The sequence below is a fragment of the Actinoplanes sp. NPDC049265 genome, assembly GCF_043197135.1.
Lineage (GTDB): Bacteria > Actinomycetota > Actinomycetes > Mycobacteriales > Micromonosporaceae > Actinoplanes.
Window position 1 is genome coordinate 1 of the sequence record NZ_JBICSP010000007.1, and the last position, 26,846, is coordinate 26,846.

Here is a 26,846-nt window from a genome sequence, read left to right on the forward strand (position 1 = left end):
CGAACGCATGATGCGCGACGCCAAAATCACCCAAATCTACGAAGGCACCAACCAGGTCCAACGCATCGTCATGGCCCGCCAACTCCTCAAGGACTGACCGGGTGGACGACGATCTCGGTCAGCACGTCGAGGTGCCGCGCACCGTCCGCCGGGTGGTGTCGATCGTTCCGTCGCTCACCGAGACGGTCGCCGTCACGGCGCCCGGACTGCTGGCCGGCGCGACCGACTGGTGCACGCATCCGGCCGGCCTGGACGTGCCACGGATCCGCGGGACCAAGAACCCCGACGTCGCCGCGATCGCCGCGCTGCGCCCCGACGTGGTGCTGGCCAACGAGGAGGAGAACCGGGCGGCCGACCTGGCCGCGATGCGCGACGCCGGGCTGGCCGTCTGGGTCACCCGCGTACGTACCGTGCCGGAGGCCTTCACCTCGCTGCTGCGGATGCTGACCGCCGCCTGCCGGCTCGACGTACCCGGCTGGCTGCCCGCGGCCGAACGGGCGTGGGCGGGCGTGTCCGGCGTACCCCGCGGCCGTGCCGTCGTCCCGATCTGGCGCCGCCCGTGGATGGTGGTCGGGCGGGACACCTTCACCGGCGACGTCCTGTCCCGGCTGGGCGTGGTCAACGCCTACGCCGGGCACGACGAGCGCTATCCCAAGGTCCCGCTCGACGAGTTGCTCGCCGCCACACCAGACCTGGTCGTGCTGCCGGATGAGCCGTACCTGTTCACGGCCGACGACGGGCCGGAAGCCTTTCCCGGCGTGCCCGCCGCCCTGGTCAACGGCCGGTTGCTGACCTGGTACGGGCCCAGCCTGGTGGACGCGCCCCGGCTGCTGACCGCGCAGCTCGACACCGCCGCACCTCACCGTTCTCTCTGACCGGCGGTGAGGTCGTCGCCATGCTCGAGATCGTGCCGGCTGAACACGCTGTTCGGGGCCGAACGACCGGACTGAGCACGCCGGGTCACGTTCAGCGTGACACCCGGTGCAGGGCGGCGAGCGCGGCGACGATCTCGTACTCGCGGTCGCGTTTCGCCTCGGCCACGACGGAGCCGATCGTCAGCCGGTATTCCCGCGCCGCGTCGCCGAACCGGTCCAGCTCGGCGTACGCGTCGGCGAGCCCCCGATGGGCGGAGGAGCGGGCCCGCTGATCGTCCGGGCTGACGCTTGCCTCGGTCAGTACCAGCTCGAACTGGCGGATCGCCGCGGCCGCGTTCCGGTCCGGGTCGCCGGCGAGGCGGCGCAGGTGGGCGCGGCCGTACTGATTGCGCAGCTCCAGCCGCAGGGTGGTGGGCGGAAGGTCCAGGCCGAGGGTCTTCCCGGCCCGGTCGAGGAACAACTCGGTGGCGTCGCCCGCGTCCCGCTCCGCCTGCCGCCCCTGAAACAGGGCGACCGCGGCGGTCTCGTCGGCGGAGAATTCATGGTCGGGCTCCGCGGCCATCGCCTCGTTGAGATGAAACGCGGACAGAGACTCGTATTCGAGCCGGAGCACGCGGTCGTCCTCCCGTTCGGCCAGGTGCCGGTAGGCCATCGCGAGCTGCGCCATCGAGTTCGACGTCGACCGGTGGCCGAGCTCGTCGGTGTGGCTCAGGCCGTTCTCGGTGTGCGTGATGCCCGCGCGCAGGTCGTTCACGTCGCCGTCGCCGCCGGCCAGCTCGAAGCGGCGGAGAAGGGCGAGGCCGAGATTCAGCGACGCCTTGGCCCACTGCTCGGCGTTGAAGATCGGGGTGATGATCTCCAGGGCCGCCTCGGCCGCCCGGATCGCGGCCTCGGTGTTCTCCATCGGATCGCCGAGCTTACGGTTGGCGTACGCGAAGGCCAGGGTGTACTGCGTCATCGCCCACCGGGGGGTGTCACCGGCACGCAGCCGGGCGGGCAGCGCGGACCGCAACGCGAGCACGGCCCGCTCGCCGTTCTCCGGATCCTGGTCGAGCAGTGAATAGCAGATGCCGAGGTTGTGCATGCCCGTACCCCACAACGCACTGTCGGCCTCTTCGTCGATGCCGTCGAGGGCCTCGAGGAAGCCGGCGACCGCGGCCTCCAGCAGCCGTTCTCTCGTCGCCCGGTCGGTGTTCCGCGCGCCCCGCAGTTGCAGGTCGATCGCGCGCTGCACCAATCCGGCCGACGAGGCGCCCGGCGTCGGGATGGCCGGGGCGTCGAGGGCGTCGAACTCCCGGCGCGCTGCCTCCAGAGAGGCGCGGGTGCGGTGGTGGAGCGCGGGTTCGGCATCCGGTGTCCGTACGCGAAGGGCCGCCTCGTAGGCCGCGATCGCCGCCGCGATGTTGTCCCGCCGGTTCCCCTCGCGGCGATACATGTACGCCGATCCCAGGTTCTGCTGGCTCACGCCCCACTCGCGGCGGCTCGTCTCGGGTGTCTGGATCCGCAGCGCCGCCCGCAACATCAAGAGCGCCTTCTCGTGGTCGTCCCGCGCGATCAGCACCGAACCCAGGTTGCCGAGCGTCTGTCCCCGCAGCAACCGTTCTTCGTGTCCGTCGAGCCGGTCGAGGACCGCGACGGCGAGTTCGTAGTAGCCGATCGCCTCGTCGAGGTTGTCCGGCCGGTCGCCGTGGATTCGTTCCTGGACGCTCATGGCCAGCTGATAGAGACCGAACGCGAGGACCGCCGGCTGATCCCCGTCGAGCAACGTGGACACGCCGGCCTTGAGGAGCTGGATCGACCGTTCGAGGTTGTCGGCGCGGTTCCCGTGTGGCAGTTCGGCGTACTGGATGCCGGCGGCGATGAGCTCGGCGGGTGATGGCGTGTCCTCGGACGTCATGATGCAATCGTCCCCATGCACGCGACAGTACCCGCGGGGCAACACGAGCGATCGGTCGTGAAGACTCTCCGGTTCGGCGTCACCGCCGGGGATCGGCCGAGCATTTCGATCTCCCTCGAGCTGCCGGGGTTGTCGCGGCGGGCCGAGGCTCCGGTGCCGTCGATCGCGTTCGAACGCTCCGACGAACTCCTCATTCGGTGGTATCTGGAGGACTTCCGCCGCTATCCCGCCGAGCCCGCGCCGACGATCGCGGCCCGGGCCGCACGCCGGTTGGACGAGCTCGGTGAGGCACTGTTCGCCGCCCTGTTCGGCACCGGCGCGGGCGCCGACCTGTGGCGGGCGGCCGGCCCGGAGATCGCGGATCTGCGGATCGAAGTGGATCCGGCCTGCGACGAGGCGGTGCGGTTTCCGCTGGAGATGCTGCGCGAGGCCGGCTCCGGTCTGGTCCCGGCGGTCGCCGCCCGCGCGTTCGTCCATCAGCCGGCCGGCGCGGCGCCGGTTCCGCCGCGACGGCCGGGACCCTTGCGGATCCTGCTCGCGATCTGCCGTCCCCGGCTCGATCGGGACGTCCCGTTCCGCTCGGTCGCCGGTCGCGTGGTGGCTCTCGGCCGGCGGTTCCCGGATCTCGACGTTCAGGTGCTCCGGCCACCGACGTTCGGCCGGCTCGCCGACACCCTGCGGGACGCCGCGGAGCGCGGCCGGCCGTTCGATCTGGTTCATCTGGACGGGCACGGGGTTTTCGGCACGATCTCGGCGGCGGACGGCGAACACGTTCCGGAGGCCGACGTCACGCAGGGGTTCTTCCTCTTCGAGGACGCCGAGGTGGCGGAGAACATGATGCCGGTCGGCGGGGCCCGGCTGGGACGGGTGCTCACCGAGTTCGGGGTACCGCTGCTGACGCTGAACGCCTGCGGCTCGGCCCGGAGCGTCCCGTCGTGGGCCCGGGACGAGTCGTCACCCGAGCCGGCGGCCGATCAGCGTGCGACGTTCGGCTCGCTGGCCCTGGCCGCGCTCGACGGCGGTGTGCGGGGTGTCGTCGCGATGCGCTACGACGTCCATGTCGGAACCGCGGCCGTCTTCGTCGAGGAGCTGTACCGGCGGATCGTCGAGGGCGACGAGTTCGCGCAGGCGGTGTCGGCCGCCCGGCGTGAACTCGCCCGGCCCCGGGCCGGCGAACGGGACGACGACTGGCTGGTGCCCGTCGTTCACGCGAACGGCCCGATGTGGGTGACGACCGGCGCGCCGGCGCTGACCACCGGGCCACCGGCTGCGGCCGATCCCGCGGAACTCGACAGCGCCGACGACGTGATGATCCTGCTCGACCGGGCTTTCGACGGCGCCGACGTGGTGCACCTGGGTGGCCTGATCGGAAGCGGGAAGTCCACCGTCGCGCGGGTGTTCGGCGATTGGTACCGCCGCACCGGCGGCATCGGCACGGTCGTACGCGTCTCGCTGACCGACGACGACGCCGTCTCGACCGCCGGCCCGGCCGACCGGGCTTTGTGGATCATCGACGACGTCGATGTCGCGGCCCCGTGGCATCCGGCCGGCCGGTCGGATGGCGACCGCGAGCGTCTCGGTGACCTGGTCGGCCGGCTGACCGGTGGCGGTGCCAAGGTGCTGCTGATCGCGTGCGGCGGGCTGGACTGGCTCGGCGTCCGCGTCGAGCGGGTGAACACGCAGGTGCTGACGTCCGCCGACTGCTCGGCCGTGGCCGCGGGCCGCGCCGCGTCGGCGGCGGAGCTATCGCGGGGCAACCTTCTCGCGCTGTTGGGCGTGCTCGACGGGCCGGCGGTCACCGAGCCGGCGGTCCGGGCCGCGGCCCGGGTGCTGCGGCACCGATTCGGCGGCGGCGACAAGCTGATCCTGAGCCTGGTGGGCTGGTTCCGCGGCACCGTATCGGCACTGCACCTGAGCCGGAGCGCCACCCGGTTGGGTTCGCCGTTGACCTACGAGCCGGCCCGCGAACTGCTCGAACGCGTCGCCGACTGCGGTCTGCTGGCCCCGCGACCGGCCGATTTCTATGCCGTCCACCCGCTCCTTCCGGCAGTCCTGCGGGCCGCCGACGTCGCTCCACCGGATCCCGTCCGGGCCGGCGAGGCGTGCGGCGCCGAGTTCGACGCGTACGGGCACGCGCTGTCCTGGGGCCATCAGAGCGGCGAACGCGCCATTCTGCGGCTCATCGCCGCGGACGAGGAAAATCTGCTGAAAGCGGTGCCGGCGAGCCTGCGCGGCGGCCACGCCGAGGCGGCGCTCGGGCCGATGCAGGCGCTCCGCGCTCTCTACGCCGGACAAGGCCGGCCGGAGGCGTGGCTCGCGGCGCTCGACCTGCTGGTGCCCGCGATGATCGGCCCGGACGGGCTGCCGCGCACCGATCTGACCCTGCGGGCGCCGCTGTCCGTGACGATTCTGCGCGGCTACTGCCTGGAGCGGGCCACCGGCCGCGGTGAGGCCGCGTTGGCCGCCCGGATTCGGGACTCGGCCGGCGCCGACCGCTCCGGCGGTGCGGCGACCCGCACCCGGGCGCTGGAACTGGGCCGGAGCGAGGACGAGGCCGATGTCCGCGAGGCGGTCAACCTGGCCAACCGCCTCGGCGATCAGCAGCTCGAGGCGTCCATGCTGATCCAGCTCGGCCATCTGCACCGCCGGGCCGGCGACGCCCGGTCGGCGTCGGTCGCGCGCACCTGTTTCCTGGAGAGCCTCCGGATCGTCGGAGACCGCGACTATTCGGTCATCGCCCGGGCGTTCGAGGGCCTCGGCGCGACGGCGATCCGGCGCGCCGAGATCCTGGCGCAGGAGGACGCGCAGCGCCGGTACGACGCCGGCGAGCTGGCCGGCGGACCGGGTTCGATGATCGAGATCAAGTTCCCGCCGGAGGCCGCCGAACTGGTCCGGCAGGCCCGGCGCCACTACGAGAACGCGATCACGGCGGTCGCCGACCGGCCGGACCTTCTCGCGCCGCTGCACTACAGCCTGGCCGGCATCGAACGCATCATCGGCGACCTCGGGCGCGCGGCCGACCATCTGCACCAGGCGCTCGCCACCTACGTCCGCCGCGGCGACCTTGCCCGCGCCGGCCAGGCCCGGCACCTGCTGGCGTTGATCATGTTGAAGGCGGGCCGCACTGAGGACGCCCGGGTCTATGCCGAGCAGGCCGAACGGGACATCCTCGCGGCCGGTGTCACCGACGGTCTGGACGATGTGCGGCAGTTGCTGTCCGGTATCGGGAGGTCAACCGTCTGACCGGCCGGCCTCGTCCTCCAGGGGTGGCCGCGCGGTGGACGGCGGCTGGTCGCCCGGCCCGGCCGGGTCGGATGCGGCCGCCGGCCGGCGCAGCAGCAGCCGGCGGCGGTCCTCGTTCAGTTGCCGCTCGTCGGAGCTGTCCCAGCGCCGCTGGAACTTCGCCGGGGACTCCTCGTCATCGGTCATGGGCTGTCCTTCACTTTTGTCCACCCCGGTCCCGGAGCGGTCACCGAGGAGATCCACCGGAACCCGGATCGCCGGCCGAGGCCCGGCGGTGACCAGACCTGCGCCTCGAGGCGGAAGCCGGCCCGGTCGTGGCCGGCGCCGCGCCCGAGCTGGACGGTCGTCTCCTCCTGTACCTGCTCGGCCGTCTCCAGCCAGTCGTGCGAGGTGAGGATGGGCACGAGGGCGACCTTTTCCTCGGACAGCAGCGCCGGCCCGGCACCGGCATCGGAGCGCAGCTCGTAGACGTACAGAACCTTGCCGTCGTCCTTCAGCCGGAACCGGCGTACGCCGCGGTTGACGAGCGTGACCGTCGCGACCACCATGAGGCCGTCCACGCTCTCGTACATCGCGGCCGCGACGGACAGCTCCGCACGCGGCGCGAACAGGCGGCCGCGAGCGAACTTCAGGTAGGCCCAGCCGCCACCGACGATCACGGCCAGCGCCGTCGTCGCGTCTTTCGCGACCTGCACGATCTGAACCGCGGTGGCCATGTGGCTATGCTATCGATCCGCGTCATCCTCCTGTCCCGGCTCACCCGGCGCGTCGACCGTGTCAAGGCGTGGTGCGACGTAGGGCACCAGGCTGACGTCATTCGTCCAGATGCCGGATGTTCAGCTGATCAACTGTTCACCTCGGGGCCAATCGCGGTTACGATCGTCCAGTCCGCTCACGAGGCGGGCGCACACCCGTGCCAGACGCCGGACAGGCGGCTGACCACGGTCCACGCCTGGAGGCACCGCATGCGACCCGTGCAGCTGCTCGACCCCGATGGTGAACTCCGCTACGACCCAGACTGGCCGATCGAGGTCACGCCCGATCTCTGCCAGGGCTTCTACCGGCAGATGCGCCTCGCCCGTCGCTTCGACGAGGCCGCCCTGACCCTGCAACGGCAGGGTGACCTGGGGCTGTGGCTCCAGTGCCTCGGGCAGGAGGCGGCACAGGTCGGTTCGATCACGGCCCTGCGCGCCACCGACCACGTCTTCCCCAGCTATCGCGAGCACGCGGCGGCCATGGTGCGCGGCGTGTCCCCGGCCGACCTGCTCGCCCAGTGGCGCGGCGTCCGGCACAGCGGCTGGGACCCCGACCGGCACCGCTTCCACATCTACACGCTGGTGCTCGCCGCTCAGCTGCCGCACGCCACCGGGTACGCCATGGGCGTGCGACGCGACGGGGCCGACGAGGTGGTCGCGGTCTACTTCGGTGACGGCGCCTCCAGCCAGGGCGAGGCCAACGAGTCGTTCAACTGGGCGGCCACGGCCGGCGTACCCCTGCTGTTCTTCTGTCAGAACAATCAATGGGCCATCTCCACACCGACCACGACGCAGATGCGCGCGCCGCTGCACCAGCGCGCGACCGGCTTCGGCATGGGCGGGTACGCCGTCGACGGCAACGACGTCATCGCCGTCCACGCGATGACCAAGGCACTGACCGAGCGGATCCGCTCCGGCGCCGGCCCGATGCTGATCGAGGCCATGACCTACCGGGTGGCCGGCCACAGCACGTCGGACGACCCGACCCGCTACCGATCGGCCAGCGAGCTGGACGAGTGGTCGGCCCGCGACCCGATCGCCCGGCTGGAGAAGCTCATGGTCCGCCGGGGCTGGCTCGGCGACGACTTCCGGGCCGAGGTCGACGCCGAGGCCGAGGCCCTGGCCACCGAGACCGCACGGGTCTGCCGGGCGATGCCGGTGGGCGACGTCGCCGACCTGTTCCGCACCGTGTTGGCCGAGGAGACCCCGCTGCTGACGGCCGAACGGACGCAGTACCAGCAACTGGTGGCGTCGTACCTCGACTGACCGATCCGCGCGCCGAACAGGAGTTCCGATGACCACTCTCGCCCTGTCCAAGGCCATCAACACCGGCCTGCGGCAAATCCTCGAGGACGACCCGAAGAGCATCGTCATGGGCCAGGACGTCGGCGGGCTCGGCGGCGTGTTCCGGGTGACCGACGGCCTGCAGAAGGACTTCGGCACCGACCGGGTGATCGACACCCCGCTGGCCGAGGCCAGCATCGTCGGCACCGCCATCGGGCTGGCCCTGCGCGGCTACCGCCCGATCTGCGAGATCCAGTTCGACGGCTTCGTCTACCCCGCCTTCAGCCAGATCGTCGCCCAGCTGGCCAAGTTGCGCGCCCGCACCGGCGGCAAGGTGGCCGTGCCGGTGGTCATCCGCATCCCGGTCGGCGGCGGCATCGGCGCGGTCGAGCACCACAGCGAGTCCAACGAGGCCTACTTCGCCCACACCGCCGGCCTGCGGGTGGTGTGCTGCTCGGACGCCCAGGACGCGCACTGGATGCTGCGGCAGGCGGTCGAGTCCGACGACCCGGTCATCTTCTACGAGCCCAAGCGGCGGTACTGGACGAAGGCCGAGGTGGCCGACGACCCGGACGACGCCCGCGTGCTGCCCTTCGACCGCGCGCGGGTGGTCCGCGCGGGCACCAGCCTCACCCTGCTGACCTATGGCGGCATGGTGCAGACCTGCCTGGACGCGGCCGAGGCGGCCCGCGAGGACGGGCGCGACCTCGAGGTGATCGACCTGCGCTCGCTGTCGCCACTCGACCTGGCCACGATCACCACGTCGGTGGCCAAGACCGGCCGCTGCGTGGTCGCGCACGAGGCGCCGACCTTCGCCGGGCTCGGCGCCGAGATCGGGTCCGCCGTCTCGGAGAGCTGCTTCTATCACCTGGAGGCGCCGGTGCTGCGGGTCGGCGGCTTCAACACGCCCTATCCCCCGTCCAAGTTCGAGGACCAGTATCTGCCCGACCTGGACCGGGTGCTCGACGCGGTCGACCGCTCGTTCAGGTTCTAGGAGCCTCCTCAGGAGTCTTTGAGCGCCTCGGTGAGCGGCTGGGTCGCGTTCCACGACTGCAAGATGATCATGGACTCGCTGTGCTGGAAGTCGGCCACCGCCCAGACGTCACCGAGCAGGATGTCCCGCAGGTGGTGCTGGTCGCGGACCAGAAACGTCAGCAGCAGGTCCCATTGACCGGTCACCAGCTGGACCGACCGCACCTCGGGGATGGCCCGCAGGGCCTCCACCGTCTCGCGCACCGGCTTGCCCTGGCGCAGCTGGATCGCGACCATCACCTCGACCGCGTACCCCAGCGCGGACGGGTCGACGTCGGCCCGGAAGCCTCGCAGCACACCGCGTTTCTGCAGGCGGTCGAGGCGCTCGCCGACCGAGGTCGGTGACATCTGGATCGACCGGGCGAGCGCGCGATTGGAGAGGCGCGGGTTCTCGATGAGCAGCTCCAGCAGGCGGCGGTCAGTGGCGTCGATCGCCTCGCCGTTCCGGTCCATGTCTCTCGCCTCCCCCGCCGGCCGCCTCCACCGCGTTTGATTATCCCCTCCGGCCCAGGCCGGACGGCCGCCGGGCGGAGAACCGTCTCCCCGGTCCGTGCCACCTGTGCCCCGGGCGCCGCTTCCCGGGCCCACGCGGGTCGATATTTCCCCGGTGACGCAAACGATCAAGCTGATGATGACCGGGCTCGCGCTGGCGGCGCTGGCCGGCTGCGGTACGGCGTACGCGAATCAGAATCCGTCGGCGTGGGTCAATCCCCCGGCCGCGGCCGCACCCCCGATCGAGCCGACGGCCAAGCCCGAGCCGAAGCCCACGCCGAAGCCGAAGCCGAAGCCCACCATCACCAAGCCCTCGTCGAAACCGGTCGTACGGCACGGCGGGCCGGCCAACAGCCTGATGCGGACCGGAACCGCCGGGGTGGCGCTGACCTTCGACGACGGCCCCGACCCGGTCCAGACCCCGGCCCTGCTCGACCTGCTGGCCGACCAGCACGTCAAGGCCACGTTCTGCCTCGTCGGCCGGCAGGCCCGGGCGTACCCCGCCCTGGTCCACCGGATCGCCGCCGAGGGCCACACCCTGTGCAACCACTCCTGGTCGCACAGCCTGACGCTCGGCCGGACCAGCCCGGCGGCGATCCGCGCCGACCTGACCCGGACCAACGAGGCCATCCACGCCGCGGCACCGGACGCACCCGTCGCCTACCTGCGCGCGCCGGGCGGCAACTTCACCCCGGCCCTGGTCAAGGCCGGCCGCGACCTGGGCATGACCTCGATCTACTGGGACCTCGACCCGCGCGACTGGGACCACCCGGCCGGCGAGTCCGACCGTGCCCACATCGACCGGCTGATCAGGACGGTGCAGAAGCACACCCGCCGCGGCTCGATCATCCTGTCGCACGACCGCGGCCAGCCGGACACGATCGCCGCGTACCGCACGCTCCTCCCCTGGCTCCGGGCCAGGTACGAGTTGACCGCCCGGCCGGACGAGGGGTGACCGCACACCGGTCGTTGCCCGGCCGCGGCGTTCACCGTCACGGTTCGGCACCGGCGCGCCGGCCACCGCGCAAACCCGGCGCCAGGGGCAAAACGATTGATTACCGTCGCTGCCATGCAGAGATCATCTTCCCGGCAGCGGCGCTGGCTGATCCTCGCGACCGCTGTGGCGATCGGCGTGATCCCGGTGGCCGGACCACTGCCGGCCGGCGCCGCGAACGCATCGGCCGAGGTGGCACCGGCGGTGCGGCAGCAGCTGGCCCACGGCGGATCCACACCCTTCTGGGTGTTCCTGCGCGGATCGCCCGGCCTGCCGGCCCGGTCGACCGCCGGCGCCGTACACCGGCAGCTCACCCAGCGGGCCACGAGCACGCAGGCCGGGCTGCGCGAACTCCTGACCGAGCGGAAGGCCACCTTCGAGGCGTTCTGGATCGCCGACGCGATCCGCGTGGTCGGTGACTCCGCCCTGCTGCGCGACATCGCGGCCCGGCCCGAGGTCGCCCACATCGAACCGGAGCCAGCCGCACTGTCGGTGACGCCACCGAAGGCGACGGCCGACGACGTTCCGCCACCGGTCGCCGGGGTCGAGTGGAACCTGCACCGCATCGGCGCCGACCAGGCCTGGAACGTCGGCGGCAGCCAGGGCGAGGGCATCGTCGTCGCCAACATCGACTCCGGCGTGCTCGGCGACCACCCCGCGCTGGCCGGCACCTACCGCGGCCGGTTCAGCACCGGCACGGCCGACGACGGCTACAACTGGTTCGATCCGACCGGCCTGTGCCCCGGCCCGTGTGACGACGACGGCCACGGCACCCACGTGATGGGGCTCGAGGCCGGACGTGCCGCCGATGGCAACCCCCAGATGGGCGTGGCCCCCGGCGCCCGGTGGATCGCGGCCAACAAGGGCAGCGAGGTCAGTGACCGGGTCCGGGCCGCGCAGTGGATGCTCGCACCGACCGACGCCAACGGCGAGAACCCCCGGCCCGACCTGGCGCCGGACGTCGTCAACATCTCGTGGTACTTCGGCAACGGCGGCGAGGACCTGTTCCGCCCCGTCCTGGACGCCTGGGTGGCGGCCGGGATCTTCCCGGTCGTCGCGGCCGGCAACAACGGCGGCAGCAGCGGCGCCTGTTCGACCAACACCTGGCCGGCCTCGTTCGACTCGGCCTTCGCGGTCGCCAACACCACCCCCGAGGACGCGGTGGCGCCGTCGTCCAGCCGTGGCCCCACCGCCGACGGGCGGATCAAGCCGGACATCGCCGCCCCCGGCACGTCGATCCGGTCGGCGTACATCGGTCCGGAGTTCAACGTCCTCGACGGCACCTCCATGGCGGCTCCGCAGGTGGCCGGCGCGGTCGCCCTGCTCTGGTCGGCCGTACCGGCCCTGGACGGCGACGTCGCGGCGACCCGCAAACTGCTCGGCGACACCGCGCACGACATCAACGACACCACCTGCGGGGGTACGGCCGGGAAGAACAACGTGGCCGGGGAGGGCCTGCTGGACATCGCCGCCGCGCTCCGGGCCGCCCCGAAGGGCACCGTCGGATCGCTGACCGGCACGGCCGGGCCGGACGCCCGCATCCAGCTCTCCGGTCCCAAGCCGAAGAACCTCAGCGCCGACGGGAGCGGCCGGTTCGAGCTGGCCCGCATGGTGCCCGGGAAGTACACCTACCGGGCCACCGCCTTCGGGTACCAGGACGCCACCGGTGAGGTGACAGTCCCGGGCGGCGGAACCGCCACCCTGCCGATCGACATGCGGCCGGTGCCGCGGGCGACAGTGTCCGGGGTGGTCCGGTCATCCGAGGGCCCGGTGACCGGCGCGACGGTCACCGTCGACAGCACCCCGGTCCGGGTCCGCACCGGCTCCGACGGCCGCTACCAGCTGCGGCTGCCGACCGGAGGCGGCTACCGGCTGACCGTCGAGTCGCCCAGCCGGTGCGCGCTGCCGGTGAACCAGACGGTCACCGTCACCGCCGACACGACGCTGGATGTCGGGCTGCCCGCGCGTACCGACCTCAACGGGGCCGACTACGTCTGCACCCGGCCGGCCGTCGGCTACCAGGCCGGCACCACCAAGCTCGCCCTCTCCGGCGCCGGCGGCGCCGTCGCCCAGGTGTCGCTGCCCTTCCCGGTCAAGGTGTTCGGCACGTCGTCGACCACCGCGTGGATCAGCACCAACGGCGCGCTCAGCGTCACCGGCCCGATCCCGCCGCCGTTCTTCGACGTGCTGCCGCAACTGCCCGACTCTTCCCTTCCGGTGGGGGCGGTGCTGCCGTTCTACTCGGTCCTGGACGTCGACGGCGCGGCCGGGATCTACACCAGCACGAGCGCCGACCAGGTCGTCGTGGAGTGGCGCGACGTCCAGGTGCTGCGCCCGCTCAACCGCACGCCGGAGGGTCGCATCTCGGTCAGCCTGGTGATGCGTCCGGACGGCACGTTCACCGTCAACTACCGGACCCAGAGCGGCAGCTGGTACGTACGCGGCCACAACGCCCTGATCGGCCTGCAGAACGGCGACGGCTCCAACGCCTTCGTCTACGGCGACCTGGAGAGGGTGGTGGCCGACGGTTCCGGCTTCACCATCCGCCCAGCGGCCAAGTAGCCACGGTGGCCCTTCGCGTCCCATCCTGGAACGCGAAGGGCTCCGCCGGGACCACGTCCGAGCGCTCATCCTCACGCTGAGCAGCGCTGCCTGACGCACAGTAGTTGCGTCGAGTGTCCATGTGAGCCCCTGATCGCCCGTGTCACGCTCGGCGAGTCGATCATCGAAACAAGGGGGCCGCGATGACCACCATTCGGGTCGTCCTCAACGGGACGGCCGTCGAGGCGCCGGTCGACGACCCGCGACGCTCCCTGCTGGACTTCCTCCGCGAGGACCGCGGGCTGACCGGGGCCAAGTTCGGTTGCGGCCAGGGTGGCTGCGGCGCCTGCACGGTGCTGGTCGACGGCGACCGGATCCTGTCCTGCCTGACCCTCGCCGTGCAGGTCGACGGGCGCGAGGTGGTCACGATCGAAGGTCTCGGCGAGCCGGGCGCATTGCATCCGGTGCAGGCGGCGTTCATCGCGCACGACGGGTTCCAGTGCGGGTACTGCACGCCGGGACAGATCTGCTCGGCCGTCGGCATGGCCGCCGAGCTGGAGCGGGGACTGCCCAGCAGGGCCGCCGCCGACGTGGCCGTAGCGCCGGCCTGGTCACCGCCCGAGGTGCGCGAGCGGATGAGCGGGAACGTGTGCCGGTGCGGGGCGTACAACGGGATCGTCGACGCCATCGTGGAGCATTTCGCCGACCCGGCGCGGAGCGGATCGTGAAGCCGTTCACCTACCTGCGGGCCGACGACGCCGCGACCGCGGTCGAGCTCGCCGCCGGCGCCGGCGGCCGGTACCTGGCCGGCGGGACGAACCTGGTCGACCTGATGCGGCAGGGCGTGGAGGCGCCCGGGGTGCTGGTCGACGTCCGGTCGCTGGCGCGCGGGATCGACGTCGAGCCGGACGGCACGCTGCTCCTGGGCGCCGGGGTCACCAACTCGGCGGTGGCCGGGCATCCGCGTGTGCGGGCGGAATTTCCGTTGATCTCCCGCGCGATTCTGAACGGGGCCACCGGGCAGATCCGCAACATGGCCACCGTGGGTGGCAATCTGCTGCAGCGGCCACGGTGCCTCTACTTCTACGACACCGCGGCCCGGTGCAACCGGCGCGAGGCCGGCGCCGGCTGCGACGCCGTCGACGGGGGTACGCACAACCACGCCGTACTCGGCCACTCCCCGCACTGCGTCGCCACCCATCCGTCCGACCTGTGCGTGGCCCTGGCCGCCCTGGACGCCCGCATCCACCTGCACGGGCCCGGCGGCGAACGCGTCGTCGCCCTGACCGATCTGCACCGGCTGCCCGGCGACGAGCCGTCGCGGGAGACCATCCTCGAACCGTACGAGCTGATCACCGCGGTGTCCGTGCCCCCGGCGCCGTGGGCCCGCCACTGCGTCTACCGCAAGGTCCGGGAGCGGGCCAGCTACGCGTTCGCGCTGGTGTCGGTGGCCGCCGCGCTCGACATCGACGACGGCGTCGTCCGGCGCTCGCGGGTGGCCCTGGGTGGGGTCGCCGCCAAGCCGTGGCGCTCGTACGAGGCCGAGCGGGTGCTCGACGGGCAACCGGCCGGCCCGGCCCTGTTCCTGGCGGCCGCCCGCACGGCGCTGGCCGACGCGGTCCCGCTGCCCGACAACGCCTACAAGATCCCGCTGGCCACCCGGTCGATAGTGGCGGCGCTGACCCAGCTGGCCGGCGCGGACGAGGAGGCGCGGTGAGCCTGGTGCGGAGGGCGGTCGAGCTGGCGGCGCGGCTGCTGCCCGACCGCGACCCCGATCCGCTGCTCGGGCGGACCGATCTGGTGCAGGGCCGGGCGCTGACCCGCCTGGACGGGCCGCTCAAGGTGACCGGCCAGGCGCCCTTCACCCAGGACGTCACGGTGCCGGGCCTGACCCACGCCGCCATGGTGTGCGCGACGCGGCCGGCCGGGCGGATCGCCACCATCGAGGTGGCCGAGGCCGAGGCCGCGCCCGGCGTACTGCTGGTGATGACCCACCGCAACGCACCGCCGATGAAGGCGCCGCCGCTGCTGATCACCCTCAAGGGCGCCTCGTTCACCCGCGCACCGGTCATGCAGGACGACCGGATCCGCTGGAACGGCGAACCGGTCGCGGTCGTCGTGGCCGAGACCGCCGAGCAGGCCCGGCACGCCGCCGGCCTGATCCAGGTCGGCTACGCCGGGAACGGACCCGCGCCGGTGGTCGACTTCGCGGCCGAGCTGGGCCGGGCCCGGCGCGCCGCGAACGTGCAGGGCGAACGGACCCGGATCGCCAAGGGTGACGTCGGCCGGGCCCGCGCGGCGGCCGAGCACGTGGTCGACCACCTCTACCGGACGCCGATGCACTACAACGCGGCGATCGAGCCACACGTCACAGTGGCCCGCTGGGACGACGCCGACCGTCTGACCGTGTGGGACGCCACCCAGGCGGTCACCCACACGCAGCTGACGCTGGCCGAGGTGTTCGGCGTACCGGCCGGGAACGTCCGGGTGATCGCCAAGTTCGTCGGCGGCGCCTTCGGCAGCAAGATGATCTGGAGCCATCAGCTGCTCTGCGCCGGCGCGGCCAGGTTGCTCGGCCGGCCGGTCCGGGCCGTGCTCACCCGGGAGGAGGTCTTCCGGGTCACCGGCGGCCGGACGCCGTCGGAGCAGCGCGTCACGCTGGCCGCGAACACCGCCGGCGGGCTGGCGGCGCTGAGCCACGAGGGCACCACGGCGATCGGGATCGACGACAACGGGTTCGCCGAGCAGTTCACCTTCCCGGCCCGCAACCTGTACGCCTCCGACACCCTCCTGGTCGACCAGCACGTGCTCGAGTTGCACATGCCGGCCAACGCGTCGATGCGGGCACCCGGCGACTCGATCGGCTCGTTCGCCCTGGAGTGCGCGATCGACGAGCTGGCCGAGCGGCTGGGCGTCGATCCGGTCGAGTTCCGGACCCGGCTCGAACCGGACCGCAACCCGGCCACCGGGCGACCGTTCTCCGCCCGGCACCTGCCCGAGGCGCTGGCCCACGGGGCCGACCGGTTCGGCTGGGACCGGCGCGACCCGGTACCCCGCTCGACCCGGCGCGGCGAGTGGTGGGTGGGGCACGGCATGGCGGTGTGCAACTACCCGTACGTCCGGATGCCGAACGGCAAGGCCGCCATCACGCTGCGGGCCGACGGCCGGGCGGTTGTGCGTACCGCCGCGCACGAGATGGGCATGGGCACCGCGACCGTCCAGGCCCAGCACGCCGCCGACCGGCTCGGCCTGCCGATCGGGGCGGTCACCTTCGAGTACGGCGACAGCGCGATGCCGGCCGGGATCCCGGCCGGCGGCTCCGCGCAGACCGCCTCGATCATCGCCGCGGTCACGGCGGCCGCCGGGCGACTGGTCAAGACGCTGCTCGACCTCGCGCCCGGGGGCAGCGTCCTGGCCGGCGCCCGGCCCCGCGACGTCGAGCTACGCGACGGCGGCCTGTACCGCCGCGACGGCGGTCCGGGACTCCCCTATCCGGCGCTGCTGCACGCGGCCGGCCGGGACGAGGTGACCGCCGAGGGAACCGAGTCGTTACCACTGGAGATGATGAAGTACTCGATGCAGTCCTTCGGCGCCCAGTTCTGCCAGGTCCGGGTCAGCGAGGTCACCGGCGAGATCCGGGTCGACCGCTGGCTCGGGGTCTTCGACACCGGCCGCGTGCTGAACCCGACCACCGCCGCCGGCCAGTTCCGCGGCGGCATCGTCATGGGCCTGGGCCAGGCGCTGACCGAGGAGGTGGCGGTCGACGGCCGCAACGGGCGCATCATGAACCCGTCGCTGGCGCACTACCACGTCCCGGTGCACGCCGACGTCCCGCCGATCGACGTGGACTGGCTCGGCCATCCCGACCCGCTGGCCCCGATGGGCGGGCACGGCGTCGGCGAGATCGGCATCACCGGGGTCGCCGCCGCGATCGCCAACGCCGTCCACAACGCCGCCGGTATCCGCCTGCGGAGCCTGCCGATGACCCCGGCGCGGGTGCTACCCGCGCTGATCGAGGCGGGCTGAGGCCGTTTTGCGGGAGATCCTGGCCGAGGTCGTGTCGGCGTGGCGGGCGGGCGAGCGGGCCGGGCTGGCCACCGTGGTCGGCGCCTGGTCGAGCGCGCCGCGGCCGGTCGGCGCGGCGATGCTGGTACGTGCGGACGGCTCGGTCGCCGGCAGCGTCTCCGGCGGTTGTGTCGAGGGGGCGGTGTACGAGCTATGCCGTACGGTCGGCGAGTCCCGGCAGCCGCGGCTGGCCACCTTCGGTGTGTCCGACGACGACGCGTTCGAGGTCGGCCTGCCGTGCGGCGGATCGATCGAGGTGCTGGTCGAACCGGCCGGCTTCGCGCAGCTCGACCCCCTGACCGCGCTGGTCGCGGCCGGCACACCGGTCGCGCTGCTGACCGTGGTGACCGGCGAGGCCGGACGCGTCGGCCGGCACCTGGTCCTGACCGCGACCGAGTCGGACGGTTCCCTCGGCGGCGACTGGGCCGAGGCCGCCGCGGTGGCCGCCGCGCGCCGGATGCTGGCCGCCGGGGAGACCGGCGTGCTGCGCTTCGAGCAGATGTCGGTCCTGGTCAACTCGTTCCCGGCGCCGCCTCGCATGCTGGTCTTCGGCGCCACCGACCATGCGGCCGCGCTGGCCCGGGTGGGTTCGTTCCTGGGCTATCGGGTGACCGTGGGTGACGCCCGGGCGGTGTTCGCCACCCCGGAGCGGTTCCCGGACGCCGTCGAGGTGGTGGTCGAGTGGCCCCACCGCTATCTCGAGGCCGAGGTCAGGGCCGGTCGGGTGGACGCGCGCACGGTGGTGTGTGTGCTGACCCACGACGCCAAGTTCGACGTGCCGGTGCTGGATGTGGCCCTGCGGCTGCCGCTGGCCTACGTGGGGGCGATGGGCTCCCGGCGTACCCAGGAGGACCGGCTCCACCGCCTGCGCGACACCGACCTGACCGACGCGCAGCTCGGCCGCCTGGCCGCGCCGGCCGGCCTCGACCTCAACGCCCGCACGCCCCAGGAGACCGCGGTCAGCGTCGCCGCCGAGATTCTGGCGGTACGCGGCGGCTCCACCGGCCGGCGGCTGAGCGGTCTCACCGGGCCGATCCACCGCGAGAGGCTCTAACCCCCGGCGATCTTCGCGCGCAGCCCGGCGATCATCGTCTCCTCCGCGAACGTCCAGCTCGCCTCCGGGCCGGTGGCCGAGGCGACCGCGCGGACCAGCGGGAACCCGTCGGCCGGGAGCTCGTCCAGGCGGGTCTCGAGCACGTCGCCGCGGGCGGCCTGGCTGCGTTCGAGCCCGACGCCGACGGCGAGCAGGGCGATGGTCTTGACCGCCGCGTAGGCGTCGGCGGGGCCGAGGCCGGCCTGGGCGAACGCGGCCAGCGCGACTTCGAACGAGGCCGTGGCCCGGGGGCCCTGCACGGGCCGCTGCCGCAGCGCGTGGAAGGCACCGGGGTGGGTGGTGGCGATCGTGGCGATCGCCGCGAGGAAGCCGCGCGCCCACTCCTCCCACGGCACCAGGTGCACCGGCAGCTTGGCGTCGACCAGCAGGGTCTCGACGATGCCGTCGGTGATGGCCTCACGGGTCGGCACGTGGTTGTAGAGCGAGGTCACGTGTACGCCGAGCACGGCGCCGATGCGGCGCAGGGTGACCGCGTCGGGGCCGTCGTCGTCGGCGATGCGGATCGCGGTACGCAGGATCTGGTCACGCGTCAACGAGGGCATGCGGCCATTCTCTCCGAACTCTTGACGTTACCTACAACGTAGGTCACTCTAACCTACATTGTAGGTAAGCCCTTCCCGGCCACAAGGAGCCGATGATGGAACTCGAGAAGAAACTGAACGAGCTGATCGAGCGGCACGGCGTGCCCGGCGCACAGCTCACCGTCCTCGACGGCGACACCCTGATCGAGGCGTCGGCCGGCGTGCTCAGTCTGCGCACCGGCACCCCGGCCACCACCGACGCGCTGTTCCTGCCCGGCTCGATCGGCAAGCTCTACACCGCGACGCTGGTGCTGATGCTCGTCGACGAGGGAAAGATCGACCTCGACACCCCGGTCCGCCACTACCTGCCCGGCCTCGAGGTCGCCGACACCACCGCACGGGACACGGTCACCGTACGCAATCTGCTCTGCCACACCAGCGGCTTCGACGGTGACGTCTTCCTCGACACCGGCCGTGGCGACGACGCCCTCGAACGCTACGTGGCGCAACTGGCCGACCTCCCGCAGATCTGCGCGCCCGGCCGGATCTGGAGCTACAGCAACAGCGGGTACGCGATTCTCGGCCGGCTGATCGAGGTCAGCACCGGGCTGACTTACGAGGAGGCCCTGCGTACCCGCCTCTTTGTGCCCCTTGATCTGCGACACACGGTGTCGTTCCCGGAGGACGCCATCCCGCACCCGCTCGCGGTCGGGCACGTTCCCGACCCGGCCGACCCGGCGACGCTGTCGGTCAGCCCGACCTGGGGGCTGTTCCGCTCGTCGGGCCCGATGGGCGCGTCGGTCGTGGCCAGCGCGAGCGACGTGCTGCGCTTCATCACCCTGCACCTGAACGGCGGGGTGACCGCGGACGGCACCCGGCTGCTGTCGGCCGACGCCGTGGCCCAGATGCGGACGCGGCAGATCGGCCTGGTCGACGACAGCATGCTGGGCGACGGCTGGGGCCTCGGCTGGATCCTCGACCACTGGGGCGACGTCGCGGTGATCGGCCACGACGGCAACTCCATCGGTCAGAACGCGTTCCTGCGGGTCGCCCCCGAGCAACGGTTCGGCTTCTGCCTGCAGACCAATGTGGAGAGTGCCCTGTCGCTCTACCAGGAGGTGGCCGCCTGGCTGTTCGGCGAGCGCCTGGGCGTGGGCCCGCGCCCCGAGCCGGAGCTCGTCGACGCGGCCACCGTGGCCGACCCGGCCCGCTACACCGGCACCTGGGAACGGGCCGGCATCCGCTTCGAGGTCACCGCGACCGACGCGGCGGAACTGCGCGCCACCTTCACCATCTCGCGCGACACCGCCGACGTGCAGAACCTGCCGCCGATGAACGACCTGCCGCTGAAGCCGGTCGCCCGCGACGACTCGTTCTTCCTGAAACTCCCGATCGCCGACAGCGACCTGTTGGCGGTGTTCTTCAACCCCGACGAGCCGGGCGGGCGACCGACTTACCTGCACTTCGGCGGCCGGGCCCACCGCCGGGTCGGCGGCTGAGCCCAGCACCGGGTCAGCGACTGAGCCCAGCACCGGGTCAGCGACTGAGCCCAGCACCGGGTCAGCGACTGAGCCCAGCACCGGGTCAGCGACTGAGCCCGGCACCGGGTCAGCGACTGAGCCCGGCACCGGCCGGATCAGACGGCGAGCATCCCGCCGTCCACCGCGATGTTCGCCCCCTGGACGAAGGACGCCCCCGGTGAGGCCAGGAACGCGATCACGGCGGCGATCTCGGCCGCCTGGGCGGGCCGCCGCGCCGGGGTGCCGGACGCGAAGGCGTTCATCTGGTCGAGCAGGTGCTCATTGGCCGGGGTGAGGACGACACCCGGGCTGACCGTGTTGATCCGGATGCCCTGGGGCCCGTACTCGGCGGCCCAGGACCGGGTGAGCGCCTCCAGCGCGGCCTTGGTCGCCGAGGTCAGCGCGATGCCGGGCACACCCTTGCTCGCGGCGGCCATGGACACGTTGATCACCGCTCCCTCGCCCCGCGCGGCCATGGCCGGGGCCAGCGCCGCGGTGAGCAGGAACGGCGCCCGCACGTTGACGGCGACGCGCCGGTCGAAGTCGTCGAGCGAGGTGTCCGCGCTGGGTGCGTAGACGCCCGGCTCGAACGCGTTGTTGACCAGGACGTCGACCCCGCCGGTGACGGCCGCGGCCCGCTCGGCCAGCTCGCTGACCTGCCCGGCGTCCGCGAGGTCGGCGAGCACGAGGGCGGCCGTGCCGCCGGTGTCCTGGATCTCGGCACAGACCCGCTTCCCGCGCTCGGCGTCCCGGCCGTGCACGACGACCGCCAGGCCGGCCGCGGCCAGTGCCACGGCGGTCACCCGGCCGATGCCACTCGTCGATCCGGTGATGAGTGCGGTCCGAACCCGTTCGCCCGTTGCGTCCTGCGATGCCACGCTGCCTCCTACCCGGAATGAACGTTCATTCTTACAATGGTGCACAGTAGCGAACGATGCGAAACGGCCGACACGGAGCAAGGATCATCGATGAGTGAGCTGAGCATTCCCGGATCGATCGCCGGCAGCGGTGTGGCCACAGCGGCCATGCGCGCGCCCGAGGGGGCCCGGCCCGGGCCGTTGTTCGACGACCCGCTCGCCCGGTTCCTGGTCACGCTGGCCGGCGGCCCGGCCCCGGTGGTCTGGCTGGCCGGTGACTACGCGACGTCCACGCCCCAGGACGGGCGGCGTTCACCGCGCGGAACCGCACCGACGACCCGGCCACCGGCGACCCGGACATCATCAGCGACGGCATCCTCCCGCACGCCGCGCCCGGCCCGGGCCTCCCGCCCGCGCGGTGGCTGGCGGCGGACTGGCAGGTCACCGAGTCGACGTTCGCCGAGCACGGCGCCACGGTCGGCCGGCACGGGCCCGATCATTGGGATCCCCGGCGCGGTGGTGAGAGCATGTGGATGTTCCATGCCGTCCACCGGTCCCGATGAGGTCTGTTCCATGCGCTACACCGCCGCACCATGGCCAAGCTGAGCGACCGGCGCGTCCAGGACCGGCGCCAGGCCATCCTCGACGCCGCCTCGGCGCTGTTCGCCCAGCGGGGCTTCGCCGGCACGTCGATGGCCGACATCGTGGCGGCGTCCGGCGTCGCCACCGGCACGGTGTACCGCTACTTCGACAACAAGGACGCGGTCGTGATGGCCGCGAGCGAGAGCGCGCTCGGCCTCCGGTTCGACACCGGCGACGGTGACCCGCCGTCGCTCACCGACGCCATCGCCGCGCTGATGGCGGCGGCCATCGACGAGCGGCGCGGTCAGATCGGCAACCAGGTGTGGGCCCGGGCCACCAGCGCGGCGCCACTGCGATCGCTGATCGCCGAGCGGCACACCGGGGTGTGCCGATGGCTCGCCCGTGCGATCGACCGGACCGCCGGCGACCCCAGCCCCACCGCCCAGCACCGGGCCGAGATGATCATCTGCGCGGTGAGCGGGCTGCAGATCCGGGTGGCGGCCGGCGTCCGGGTCGACACCGATGCGTTCCGCGCGACGCTGCTCTCGATCGCCCTGGCCGATCAGTAGCTGAATCGGCCGACGAGCGCCTTGAGCTGGTCGGCCGTGGTGGCCAGTTCGTCGGCGGCGCGGCGGGTGTCGCCGACCGTCTCGGTGGTGCGCCGCGCGGCCTGCGACACGCCGTTGATGCCGGCGGCGATGTCACCGGCACCGCTGGCGGCGTCGGAGATCGTCCGGTTCATCTCCCCGGTCGTGGCCGTCTGCTCCTCGACGGCCGAGGCGATGGTCACCTGGATGCCGTTGATCCGTTCGATGATCGCCGAGATCTCGCCGATCGCGGTGACCGCGCTGTCGGTGTCGGACTGGATGGCCTGCACCCGCCGCGAGATGTCGTCGGTGGCCTTGGCGGTCTCCTGCGCGAGGTCCTTGACCTCGCCGGCGACCACGGCGAAGCCCTTGCCCGCCTCACCGGCCCGGGCCGCCTCGATGGTGGCGTTCAGGGCGAGCAGGTTGGTCTGTTCCGCGATCGACGTGATCACCTTGATCACGGTGGCGATCTCGTTGGACGACTCGCCCAGCCGGGACACGATGGTGTTGGTGGTGTTGGCCGCCTCGACCGCCTTGGCCGCCACCTCGGACGCCTCAGTGGTGGACACCGAGATCTCCTGGATCGACGAGCCCATCTCCTCGGCGCCGGTCGAGACCACGTTCAGGTTGTCCGAGACCGTACCGGCCGCCTGGGCCACGCTGCCGGCCTGCACCGAGGCCTCGGAGGCGGCCGCGTCGACCGCGCCGGACACCGCGGAGAGCCGGCCGGCGGCGTCCTTGAGCGTGGTGGCGGTGCCGGCCAGCTGCACGACGTCGGTGCGCAGGCGGGCGATCGCGTCGTCCATGGCCCGCGCCATCCGGCCCATCTCGTCGCCGCCGGTCACCCCCGAGGTGCGGGTGAGGTCACCCTGGTTCAGGCCCTCGGCCAGCCGGGACACCCCGGTCACGGCCCGGCGGATGCCGTTCATCACCCGCAACCCGATCAGTACGCTGAGCAGCACACCGACGGCCAGGCAGCCGGCGATCACCCACATCGCCGTGCGGGCATGCGCCTCGGCGACGTCGGCGCGGGCCGTCGTGGCCGCGACGGCGTGCTGTTGCAACGCGGTCTCGTCCGCGGTCAGCGCACCGTACAGCGTGTTGTACTGCTGCAGCGCCGCGTTGAAATCCTGCTTCGCGGTGGTCGGTGAGGCGGTGATGAAGGCCAGGAAGGCCTGCCAGTCCCGGTCGGCCTTGGCCACCGCCTCCGGTCCGCCCTCGTCGGCGGCCAGCGCGCCCCGCATCTGGCCCAGCGCGTCGTTGATCGCCTTCTTGTTGGCCTCCAGGCCGAGGTTGATGTCCTTGGCCAGGGTCGGATAGAGCTGCGCTGCGGAGATCCCGCCGCCGAACGCCTCCACGTTCTTGGCGAACGCGCCGACGGCCGTCTCGATCACGATGGTCTGTTCGTTCGTCGCCTCGGCGTCGTGATTGAGCTGCCGCACTGTATACAGCCCGACCATGCCGACGACCAGACCTCCGAGGATCGCCGCCAGCATCGCGGCGCTCATCTTCACCCGTAGTGAACGGTTGTCGAACGCCTGCGCCACACCCATTTTCAAGCCCCCGCTCAGCATGCCTACAGCGGCATTCTCCGTCGTGCTGGAGGGCGCCCGACGCGGAATCGCGAATCCCGGGCTTGCGGATCTCACATTCCGAAACTTTCGGACCATTCGCCGTCGTCGTTCCCGACCGGGCTGATCCCCCTCAAGAGCTACCCGGGATGTCCACTCGATGGTGATTCGCGAACGTGGATGTCTCCCTAGGGTTCCGGTCGGGCCATGCGGCCCGCGGGTCTACGGGAGGTCACCATGAGCGCGGCAACGAATCCACCGGCCGAGGCGAAAGCCGGCCGCTTCCTGCGGTTCCCGGTCATCTGGCTGGTCGTGGGGATCGTCGGCGTGGGGGCGGCGTCGACGCTGTCGCTCGGCGGGCCGATTCTCGGGCTGGTCGGCGCGGCCGTCGCGGTCGTCGTCTACAAGCTCGTGATGCGCCACGTCGCGCGGCGGGACACACCGGAGATCGCCGGGCGGGGCGCCGTACCCCAGCTGTTGATCGGTGTGGTTCTCGGCCTGGTCTTCATCGGGGTGTCGATCCTGGCCGTGCTGACCGAGTTCTCGTTCGGCCGGGCGACCGGCAACCCGGTGTCGATCGCGGCGAGCATGACAGCGGTGTCCCTGGGCGCGGCGGTGACCGAGGAACTGCTCTTCCGTGGCCTGGCCTTGCAGGCACTGGAGCGGATGTTCGGCAGCTGGGTGGCGCTGGCGGTCACCGCGCTCGCGTTCGGCCTGCTGCACCTGGCCAATCCGGCCGCGACCCTGTGGAGCTCGCTCGCCATCGCGATCGAGGCCGGTGTCCTGCTCGGCGCCGCGTTCCTCTGGCGGCGCAGCATCTGGCTGGTCGTCGGCCTGCACTGCGCCTGGAACACCGCGGTCGGGCTGCTCGGCATTCCCGTGTCCGGCCACCCGGCCGAGGGCCTGCTGGTCACCCGCCCGACCGGGCCCGAACTGCTGACCGGCGGCCAGTTCGGGCTGGAGGCGTCGATCATCCCGGTGATCGTCAGCCTGCTGCTCGCGATCCCGATGCTGATCGCCGCGAGCCGGCGCGGCAACCTGGTACCCCTGCGTCGTGCCAGACCCTAAACTCTCGGGGTGCCTCGCTGGCGTACGTCCACGAAGGACCTTGTTCTGACGGCCGTGGTCACCCTGCTGGCCTTCGTACCGACGGTGTCGCACATCGGGCCCGAGATCGGTGACCTGCCCCGGCGTCCGCTGGGCGGGGCCGGCACGGTCGTCGACCTGGCGCTGACCCTGGCCCTGGCCCTGCCGACGGCGTTGCGCCGCCGGTGGCCGGCCATCGGTCTCACGATCATCGCGGCGGCGTGGGCGGCCGGTCAGATCCTCGGCCGCCCGGAGACGTTCGCCAAGGTGGCCATGCTGCTCGCGCTGTACGCCGCCGGCGCGCACCTGACCCGGCACCGGCGGACGTTCGCGGCGGCGCTGACCGCGGGCTACGTGGCGCTGGCGATCGTCCTGCACAGACAGGGATCGCCCCAGCAGTTCCTCGATTTCACGGCGTTCTACCTGGTGCTGGTGGTGATTTGGGTGACCGGTGCGGGCATGCGCCGGTGGCGGGCGGAGGAGACCGAGCACCGCCGGCTCGCCGCCGAGGTGGCGTCCTCGGCCGAGCGATCCCGGATCGCGCGCGAATTGCACGACGTGGTCACCCATCACGTGACGGCGATGGTGGTCCAGGCCGACGCGGCGCAGTTCCTTCTTCCGGGTACGCCCGACCGCGCCGCCGAGGGCCTGTCGGCGATCAGCGAGACCGGCCGCCGGGCCCTGACCGAGCTCCGCGCCCTGCTCGACACCCTGGAGGCGACCGGCGAACCGGCCACCCCCGACCGCGCGCCCACCATGGGCCGCATCGCCGACCTGGTCGAGCGGGCGCGACTGACCGGGCAGCCGGTCGACTGGACCGAGCAGGGCCGGCCGCGCCCACTGCCGGTGGACGTGGAACTGGCCACCTACCGGGTGGTGCAGGAGGCGCTGACCAACGCGATCAAGTACGCCACCGGACGGCCGACCACGGTCGTCGTACGCACCAAGGAGGACGACGTCGAGATCGAGGTCACCACGATGGGTCCGGCCACCACCACGGCGGTCTCCCCGTCCGGCGGGCGTGGGCTCGCCGGCATGCGCGAACGGGTGCGGCTGCTGGACGGCGAGCTGGTCTCCGGGTTGCGCCCCGACGGCAGCTTCCGGGTCTGGGCCGTGCTACCGGCGAGGAGTCCCGAATGACACCGATCCGGGTGCTGATCTGCGAGGACCAGGCGCTGGTGCGGACCGGGTACGCCACCATCTTCTCGGCCCAGCCCGACCTGGCCGTGGTCGGCGAGGCCGCCGACGGCCGCGAGGCGGTGCGGCTGGCCCAGCAGCTGCGCCCGGACGTGGCCGTGATGGACATCCGGATGCCGATCCTGGACGGGATCGAGGCGACCCGGCGGCTGGCCGGTCCGGGGGTCGACGAGCCGGTCAAGATCCTGGTGGTGACCACGTTCAACGTCGACGCGTACGTGTACGAGGCGTTACGCGCCGGCGCCAGCGGCTTCCTGCTCAAGGACGCGCCGCACGGGCAACTGGTGGACGGCATCCGCACCGTCGCCCGCGGTGAGTCCCTGCTCGCCCCGGCCGTCACCCGCCGGCTGATCGGCCACTTCGCCGAACGACTGCGCCCCACCGACACCTCCGCCCCGGCCCGGGAGACGGTCAGCGCCGCGCTGACGTCCCGCGAGCTGGAGGTGTTCCGGCAGATCGCGGCCGGCCGGTCCAACGCCGAGATCGCCGCCGAACTGCTCATCTCGGTCGAGACGGTGAAGACGTACGTGTCCCGGATCCTGGCCAAACTCGGCCTGCGGGACCGGGTTCAGGCCGTCATCCTGGCGTACCGGATCGGTCTGGTGCCCGGCCCCCGCTGACGCCGCACCATCC

General features: G+C 72.3%; 24 protein-coding genes. 16 read left to right on the forward strand and 8 right to left on the reverse strand.

Features of this window, described 5'->3' with window-relative positions; translation table 11 throughout:
- Positions 1 to 97, forward strand: a 97-nt coding sequence (locus ACGFIO_RS18540; RefSeq protein WP_392827808.1) for an acyl-CoA dehydrogenase family protein, incomplete at its 5' end; no start/stop codon positions are given.
- A gap of 4 nt (positions 98 to 101) precedes the next feature.
- Positions 102 to 875 carry a helical backbone metal receptor gene (locus ACGFIO_RS18545; RefSeq protein WP_392827479.1) on the forward strand — a complete coding sequence of 258 codons (774 nt, stop codon included), beginning with the start codon at positions 102 to 104 and terminating at the stop codon, positions 873 to 875.
- A gap of 91 nt (positions 876 to 966) precedes the next feature.
- Here ACGFIO_RS18545 and ACGFIO_RS18550 read toward each other — a convergent pair whose 3' ends face one another.
- Complete coding sequence (locus tag ACGFIO_RS18550; protein ID WP_392827480.1) at positions 967 to 2,772, reverse strand: tetratricopeptide repeat protein; 1,806 nt, start codon at positions 2,770 to 2,772, stop codon at positions 967 to 969.
- 57 nt (positions 2,773 to 2,829) lie between these two features.
- Here ACGFIO_RS18550 and ACGFIO_RS18555 point away from each other — a divergent pair, with 57 nt between their 5' ends.
- Positions 2,830 to 6,015, forward strand: coding sequence for a CHAT domain-containing protein (locus tag ACGFIO_RS18555; protein ID WP_392827481.1), 3,186 nt, complete (start codon positions 2,830 to 2,832; stop codon positions 6,013 to 6,015).
- Here ACGFIO_RS18555 and ACGFIO_RS18560 read toward each other — a convergent pair.
- Positions 6,004 to 6,201, reverse strand: coding sequence for a hypothetical protein (locus ACGFIO_RS18560; protein WP_392827482.1), 198 nt, complete (start codon positions 6,199 to 6,201; stop codon positions 6,004 to 6,006). The two genes, ACGFIO_RS18555 and ACGFIO_RS18560, sit on opposite strands and share 12 nt — an antisense overlap.
- Complete coding sequence (locus tag ACGFIO_RS18565; RefSeq protein ID WP_392827483.1) at positions 6,198 to 6,731, reverse strand: hypothetical protein; 534 nt, start codon at positions 6,729 to 6,731, stop codon at positions 6,198 to 6,200. The genes ACGFIO_RS18560 and ACGFIO_RS18565 overlap by 4 nt, the downstream gene beginning before the upstream one ends.
- 249 nt (positions 6,732 to 6,980) lie before the next feature.
- On the opposite strand from ACGFIO_RS18565, the gene ACGFIO_RS18570 reads away from it, so the two are divergent.
- Positions 6,981 to 8,036, forward strand: coding sequence for a thiamine pyrophosphate-dependent enzyme (locus ACGFIO_RS18570; RefSeq protein WP_392827484.1), 1,056 nt, complete (start codon positions 6,981 to 6,983; stop codon positions 8,034 to 8,036).
- Between the two features lie 28 nt (positions 8,037 to 8,064).
- Positions 8,065 to 9,048: an alpha-ketoacid dehydrogenase subunit beta gene (locus tag ACGFIO_RS18575; protein WP_392827485.1), complete on the forward strand. Its 984-nt coding sequence runs from the start codon at positions 8,065 to 8,067 to the stop codon at positions 9,046 to 9,048.
- 8 nt (positions 9,049 to 9,056) lie between these two features.
- Here ACGFIO_RS18575 and ACGFIO_RS18580 read toward each other — a convergent pair whose 3' ends face one another.
- Positions 9,057 to 9,539 (reverse strand): Lrp/AsnC family transcriptional regulator, encoded by a 483-nt coding sequence (locus ACGFIO_RS18580; protein WP_392827486.1) that lies wholly within the window; start codon positions 9,537 to 9,539, stop codon positions 9,057 to 9,059.
- Between the two features lie 154 nt (positions 9,540 to 9,693).
- Between ACGFIO_RS18580 and ACGFIO_RS18585 the strand changes: the two genes are divergently transcribed.
- The 6 genes from ACGFIO_RS18585 to ACGFIO_RS18610 all read left to right on the forward strand — a co-directional run bounded on the left by ACGFIO_RS18585 (position 9,694) and on the right by ACGFIO_RS18610 (position 18,232).
- Positions 9,694 to 10,533, forward strand: a complete 840-nt coding sequence (locus ACGFIO_RS18585) for a polysaccharide deacetylase family protein (RefSeq protein ID WP_392827487.1) — start codon at positions 9,694 to 9,696, stop codon at positions 10,531 to 10,533.
- Between the two features lie 114 nt (positions 10,534 to 10,647).
- Positions 10,648 to 13,134, forward strand: a complete 2,487-nt coding sequence (locus ACGFIO_RS18590; protein WP_392827488.1) for a S8 family serine peptidase — start codon at positions 10,648 to 10,650, stop codon at positions 13,132 to 13,134.
- A gap of 182 nt (positions 13,135 to 13,316) precedes the next feature.
- A complete protein-coding gene (locus ACGFIO_RS18595) occupies positions 13,317 to 13,841 on the forward strand; it encodes a (2Fe-2S)-binding protein (protein WP_392827489.1) in 525 nt (174 codons plus the stop codon).
- Positions 13,838 to 14,830 (forward strand): FAD binding domain-containing protein, encoded by a 993-nt coding sequence (locus ACGFIO_RS18600; protein WP_392827490.1) that lies wholly within the window; start codon positions 13,838 to 13,840, stop codon positions 14,828 to 14,830. Before ACGFIO_RS18595 ends, ACGFIO_RS18600 begins: the two co-directional genes overlap by 4 nt.
- Positions 14,827 to 17,139, forward strand: a complete 2,313-nt coding sequence (locus tag ACGFIO_RS18605) for a xanthine dehydrogenase family protein molybdopterin-binding subunit (RefSeq protein ID WP_392827491.1) — start codon at positions 14,827 to 14,829, stop codon at positions 17,137 to 17,139. Before ACGFIO_RS18600 ends, ACGFIO_RS18605 begins: the two co-directional genes overlap by 4 nt.
- 7 nt (positions 17,140 to 17,146) lie before the next feature.
- On the forward strand, positions 17,147 to 18,232 hold the full coding sequence (locus ACGFIO_RS18610) for an XdhC family protein (RefSeq protein ID WP_392827492.1): 1,086 nt from the start codon (positions 17,147 to 17,149) through the stop codon (positions 18,230 to 18,232).
- Here ACGFIO_RS18610 and ACGFIO_RS18615 read toward each other — a convergent pair.
- Complete coding sequence (locus ACGFIO_RS18615) at positions 18,229 to 18,834, reverse strand: TetR/AcrR family transcriptional regulator C-terminal domain-containing protein (protein WP_392827493.1); 606 nt, start codon at positions 18,832 to 18,834, stop codon at positions 18,229 to 18,231. The genes ACGFIO_RS18610 and ACGFIO_RS18615 overlap by 4 nt on opposite strands.
- Positions 18,835 to 18,929: 95 nt before the next feature.
- Between ACGFIO_RS18615 and ACGFIO_RS18620 the strand changes: the two genes are divergently transcribed.
- Entirely contained in the window at positions 18,930 to 20,312 is a 1,383-nt protein-coding gene (locus tag ACGFIO_RS18620; protein WP_392827494.1) for a serine hydrolase domain-containing protein, read from the forward strand.
- Positions 20,313 to 20,449: 137 nt separating this feature from the next.
- Here ACGFIO_RS18620 and ACGFIO_RS18625 read toward each other — a convergent pair whose 3' ends face one another.
- Together ACGFIO_RS18625 and ACGFIO_RS18630 are read right to left on the reverse strand one after the other, a co-directional pair.
- Positions 20,450 to 21,211 (reverse strand): SDR family NAD(P)-dependent oxidoreductase, encoded by a 762-nt coding sequence (locus ACGFIO_RS18625; RefSeq protein ID WP_392827495.1) that lies wholly within the window; start codon positions 21,209 to 21,211, stop codon positions 20,450 to 20,452.
- A gap of 257 nt (positions 21,212 to 21,468) precedes the next feature.
- Positions 21,469 to 21,678 (reverse strand): hypothetical protein, encoded by a 210-nt coding sequence (locus ACGFIO_RS18630; protein ID WP_392827496.1) that lies wholly within the window; start codon positions 21,676 to 21,678, stop codon positions 21,469 to 21,471.
- Positions 21,679 to 21,783: 105 nt separating this feature from the next.
- Between ACGFIO_RS18630 and ACGFIO_RS18635 the strand changes: the two genes are divergently transcribed.
- The gene (locus tag ACGFIO_RS18635; protein ID WP_392827497.1) at positions 21,784 to 22,341 is read left to right on the forward strand and encodes a TetR/AcrR family transcriptional regulator; all 558 of its coding nucleotides are present in this window, start codon (positions 21,784 to 21,786) and stop codon (positions 22,339 to 22,341) included.
- Here ACGFIO_RS18635 and ACGFIO_RS18640 read toward each other — a convergent pair.
- Positions 22,335 to 23,912 carry a methyl-accepting chemotaxis protein gene (locus ACGFIO_RS18640; RefSeq protein WP_392827498.1) on the reverse strand — a complete coding sequence of 526 codons (1,578 nt, stop codon included), beginning with the start codon at positions 23,910 to 23,912 and terminating at the stop codon, positions 22,335 to 22,337. The genes ACGFIO_RS18635 and ACGFIO_RS18640 overlap by 7 nt on opposite strands.
- Positions 23,913 to 24,167: 255 nt before the next feature.
- Here ACGFIO_RS18640 and ACGFIO_RS18645 point away from each other — a divergent pair, with 255 nt between their 5' ends.
- The 3 genes from ACGFIO_RS18645 to ACGFIO_RS18655 are packed head-to-tail and all read left to right on the forward strand — an operon-like array spanning position 24,168 to position 26,833.
- Positions 24,168 to 24,998, forward strand: a complete 831-nt coding sequence (locus ACGFIO_RS18645; protein ID WP_392827499.1) for a CPBP family intramembrane glutamic endopeptidase — start codon at positions 24,168 to 24,170, stop codon at positions 24,996 to 24,998.
- Between the two features lie 9 nt (positions 24,999 to 25,007).
- Positions 25,008 to 26,156: a sensor histidine kinase gene (locus ACGFIO_RS18650; RefSeq protein ID WP_392827500.1), complete on the forward strand. Its 1,149-nt coding sequence runs from the start codon at positions 25,008 to 25,010 to the stop codon at positions 26,154 to 26,156.
- Entirely contained in the window at positions 26,153 to 26,833 is a 681-nt protein-coding gene (locus ACGFIO_RS18655) for a response regulator (protein WP_392827501.1), read from the forward strand. The genes ACGFIO_RS18650 and ACGFIO_RS18655 overlap by 4 nt, the downstream gene beginning before the upstream one ends.
- Positions 26,834 to 26,846 lie beyond the last annotated feature (13 nt).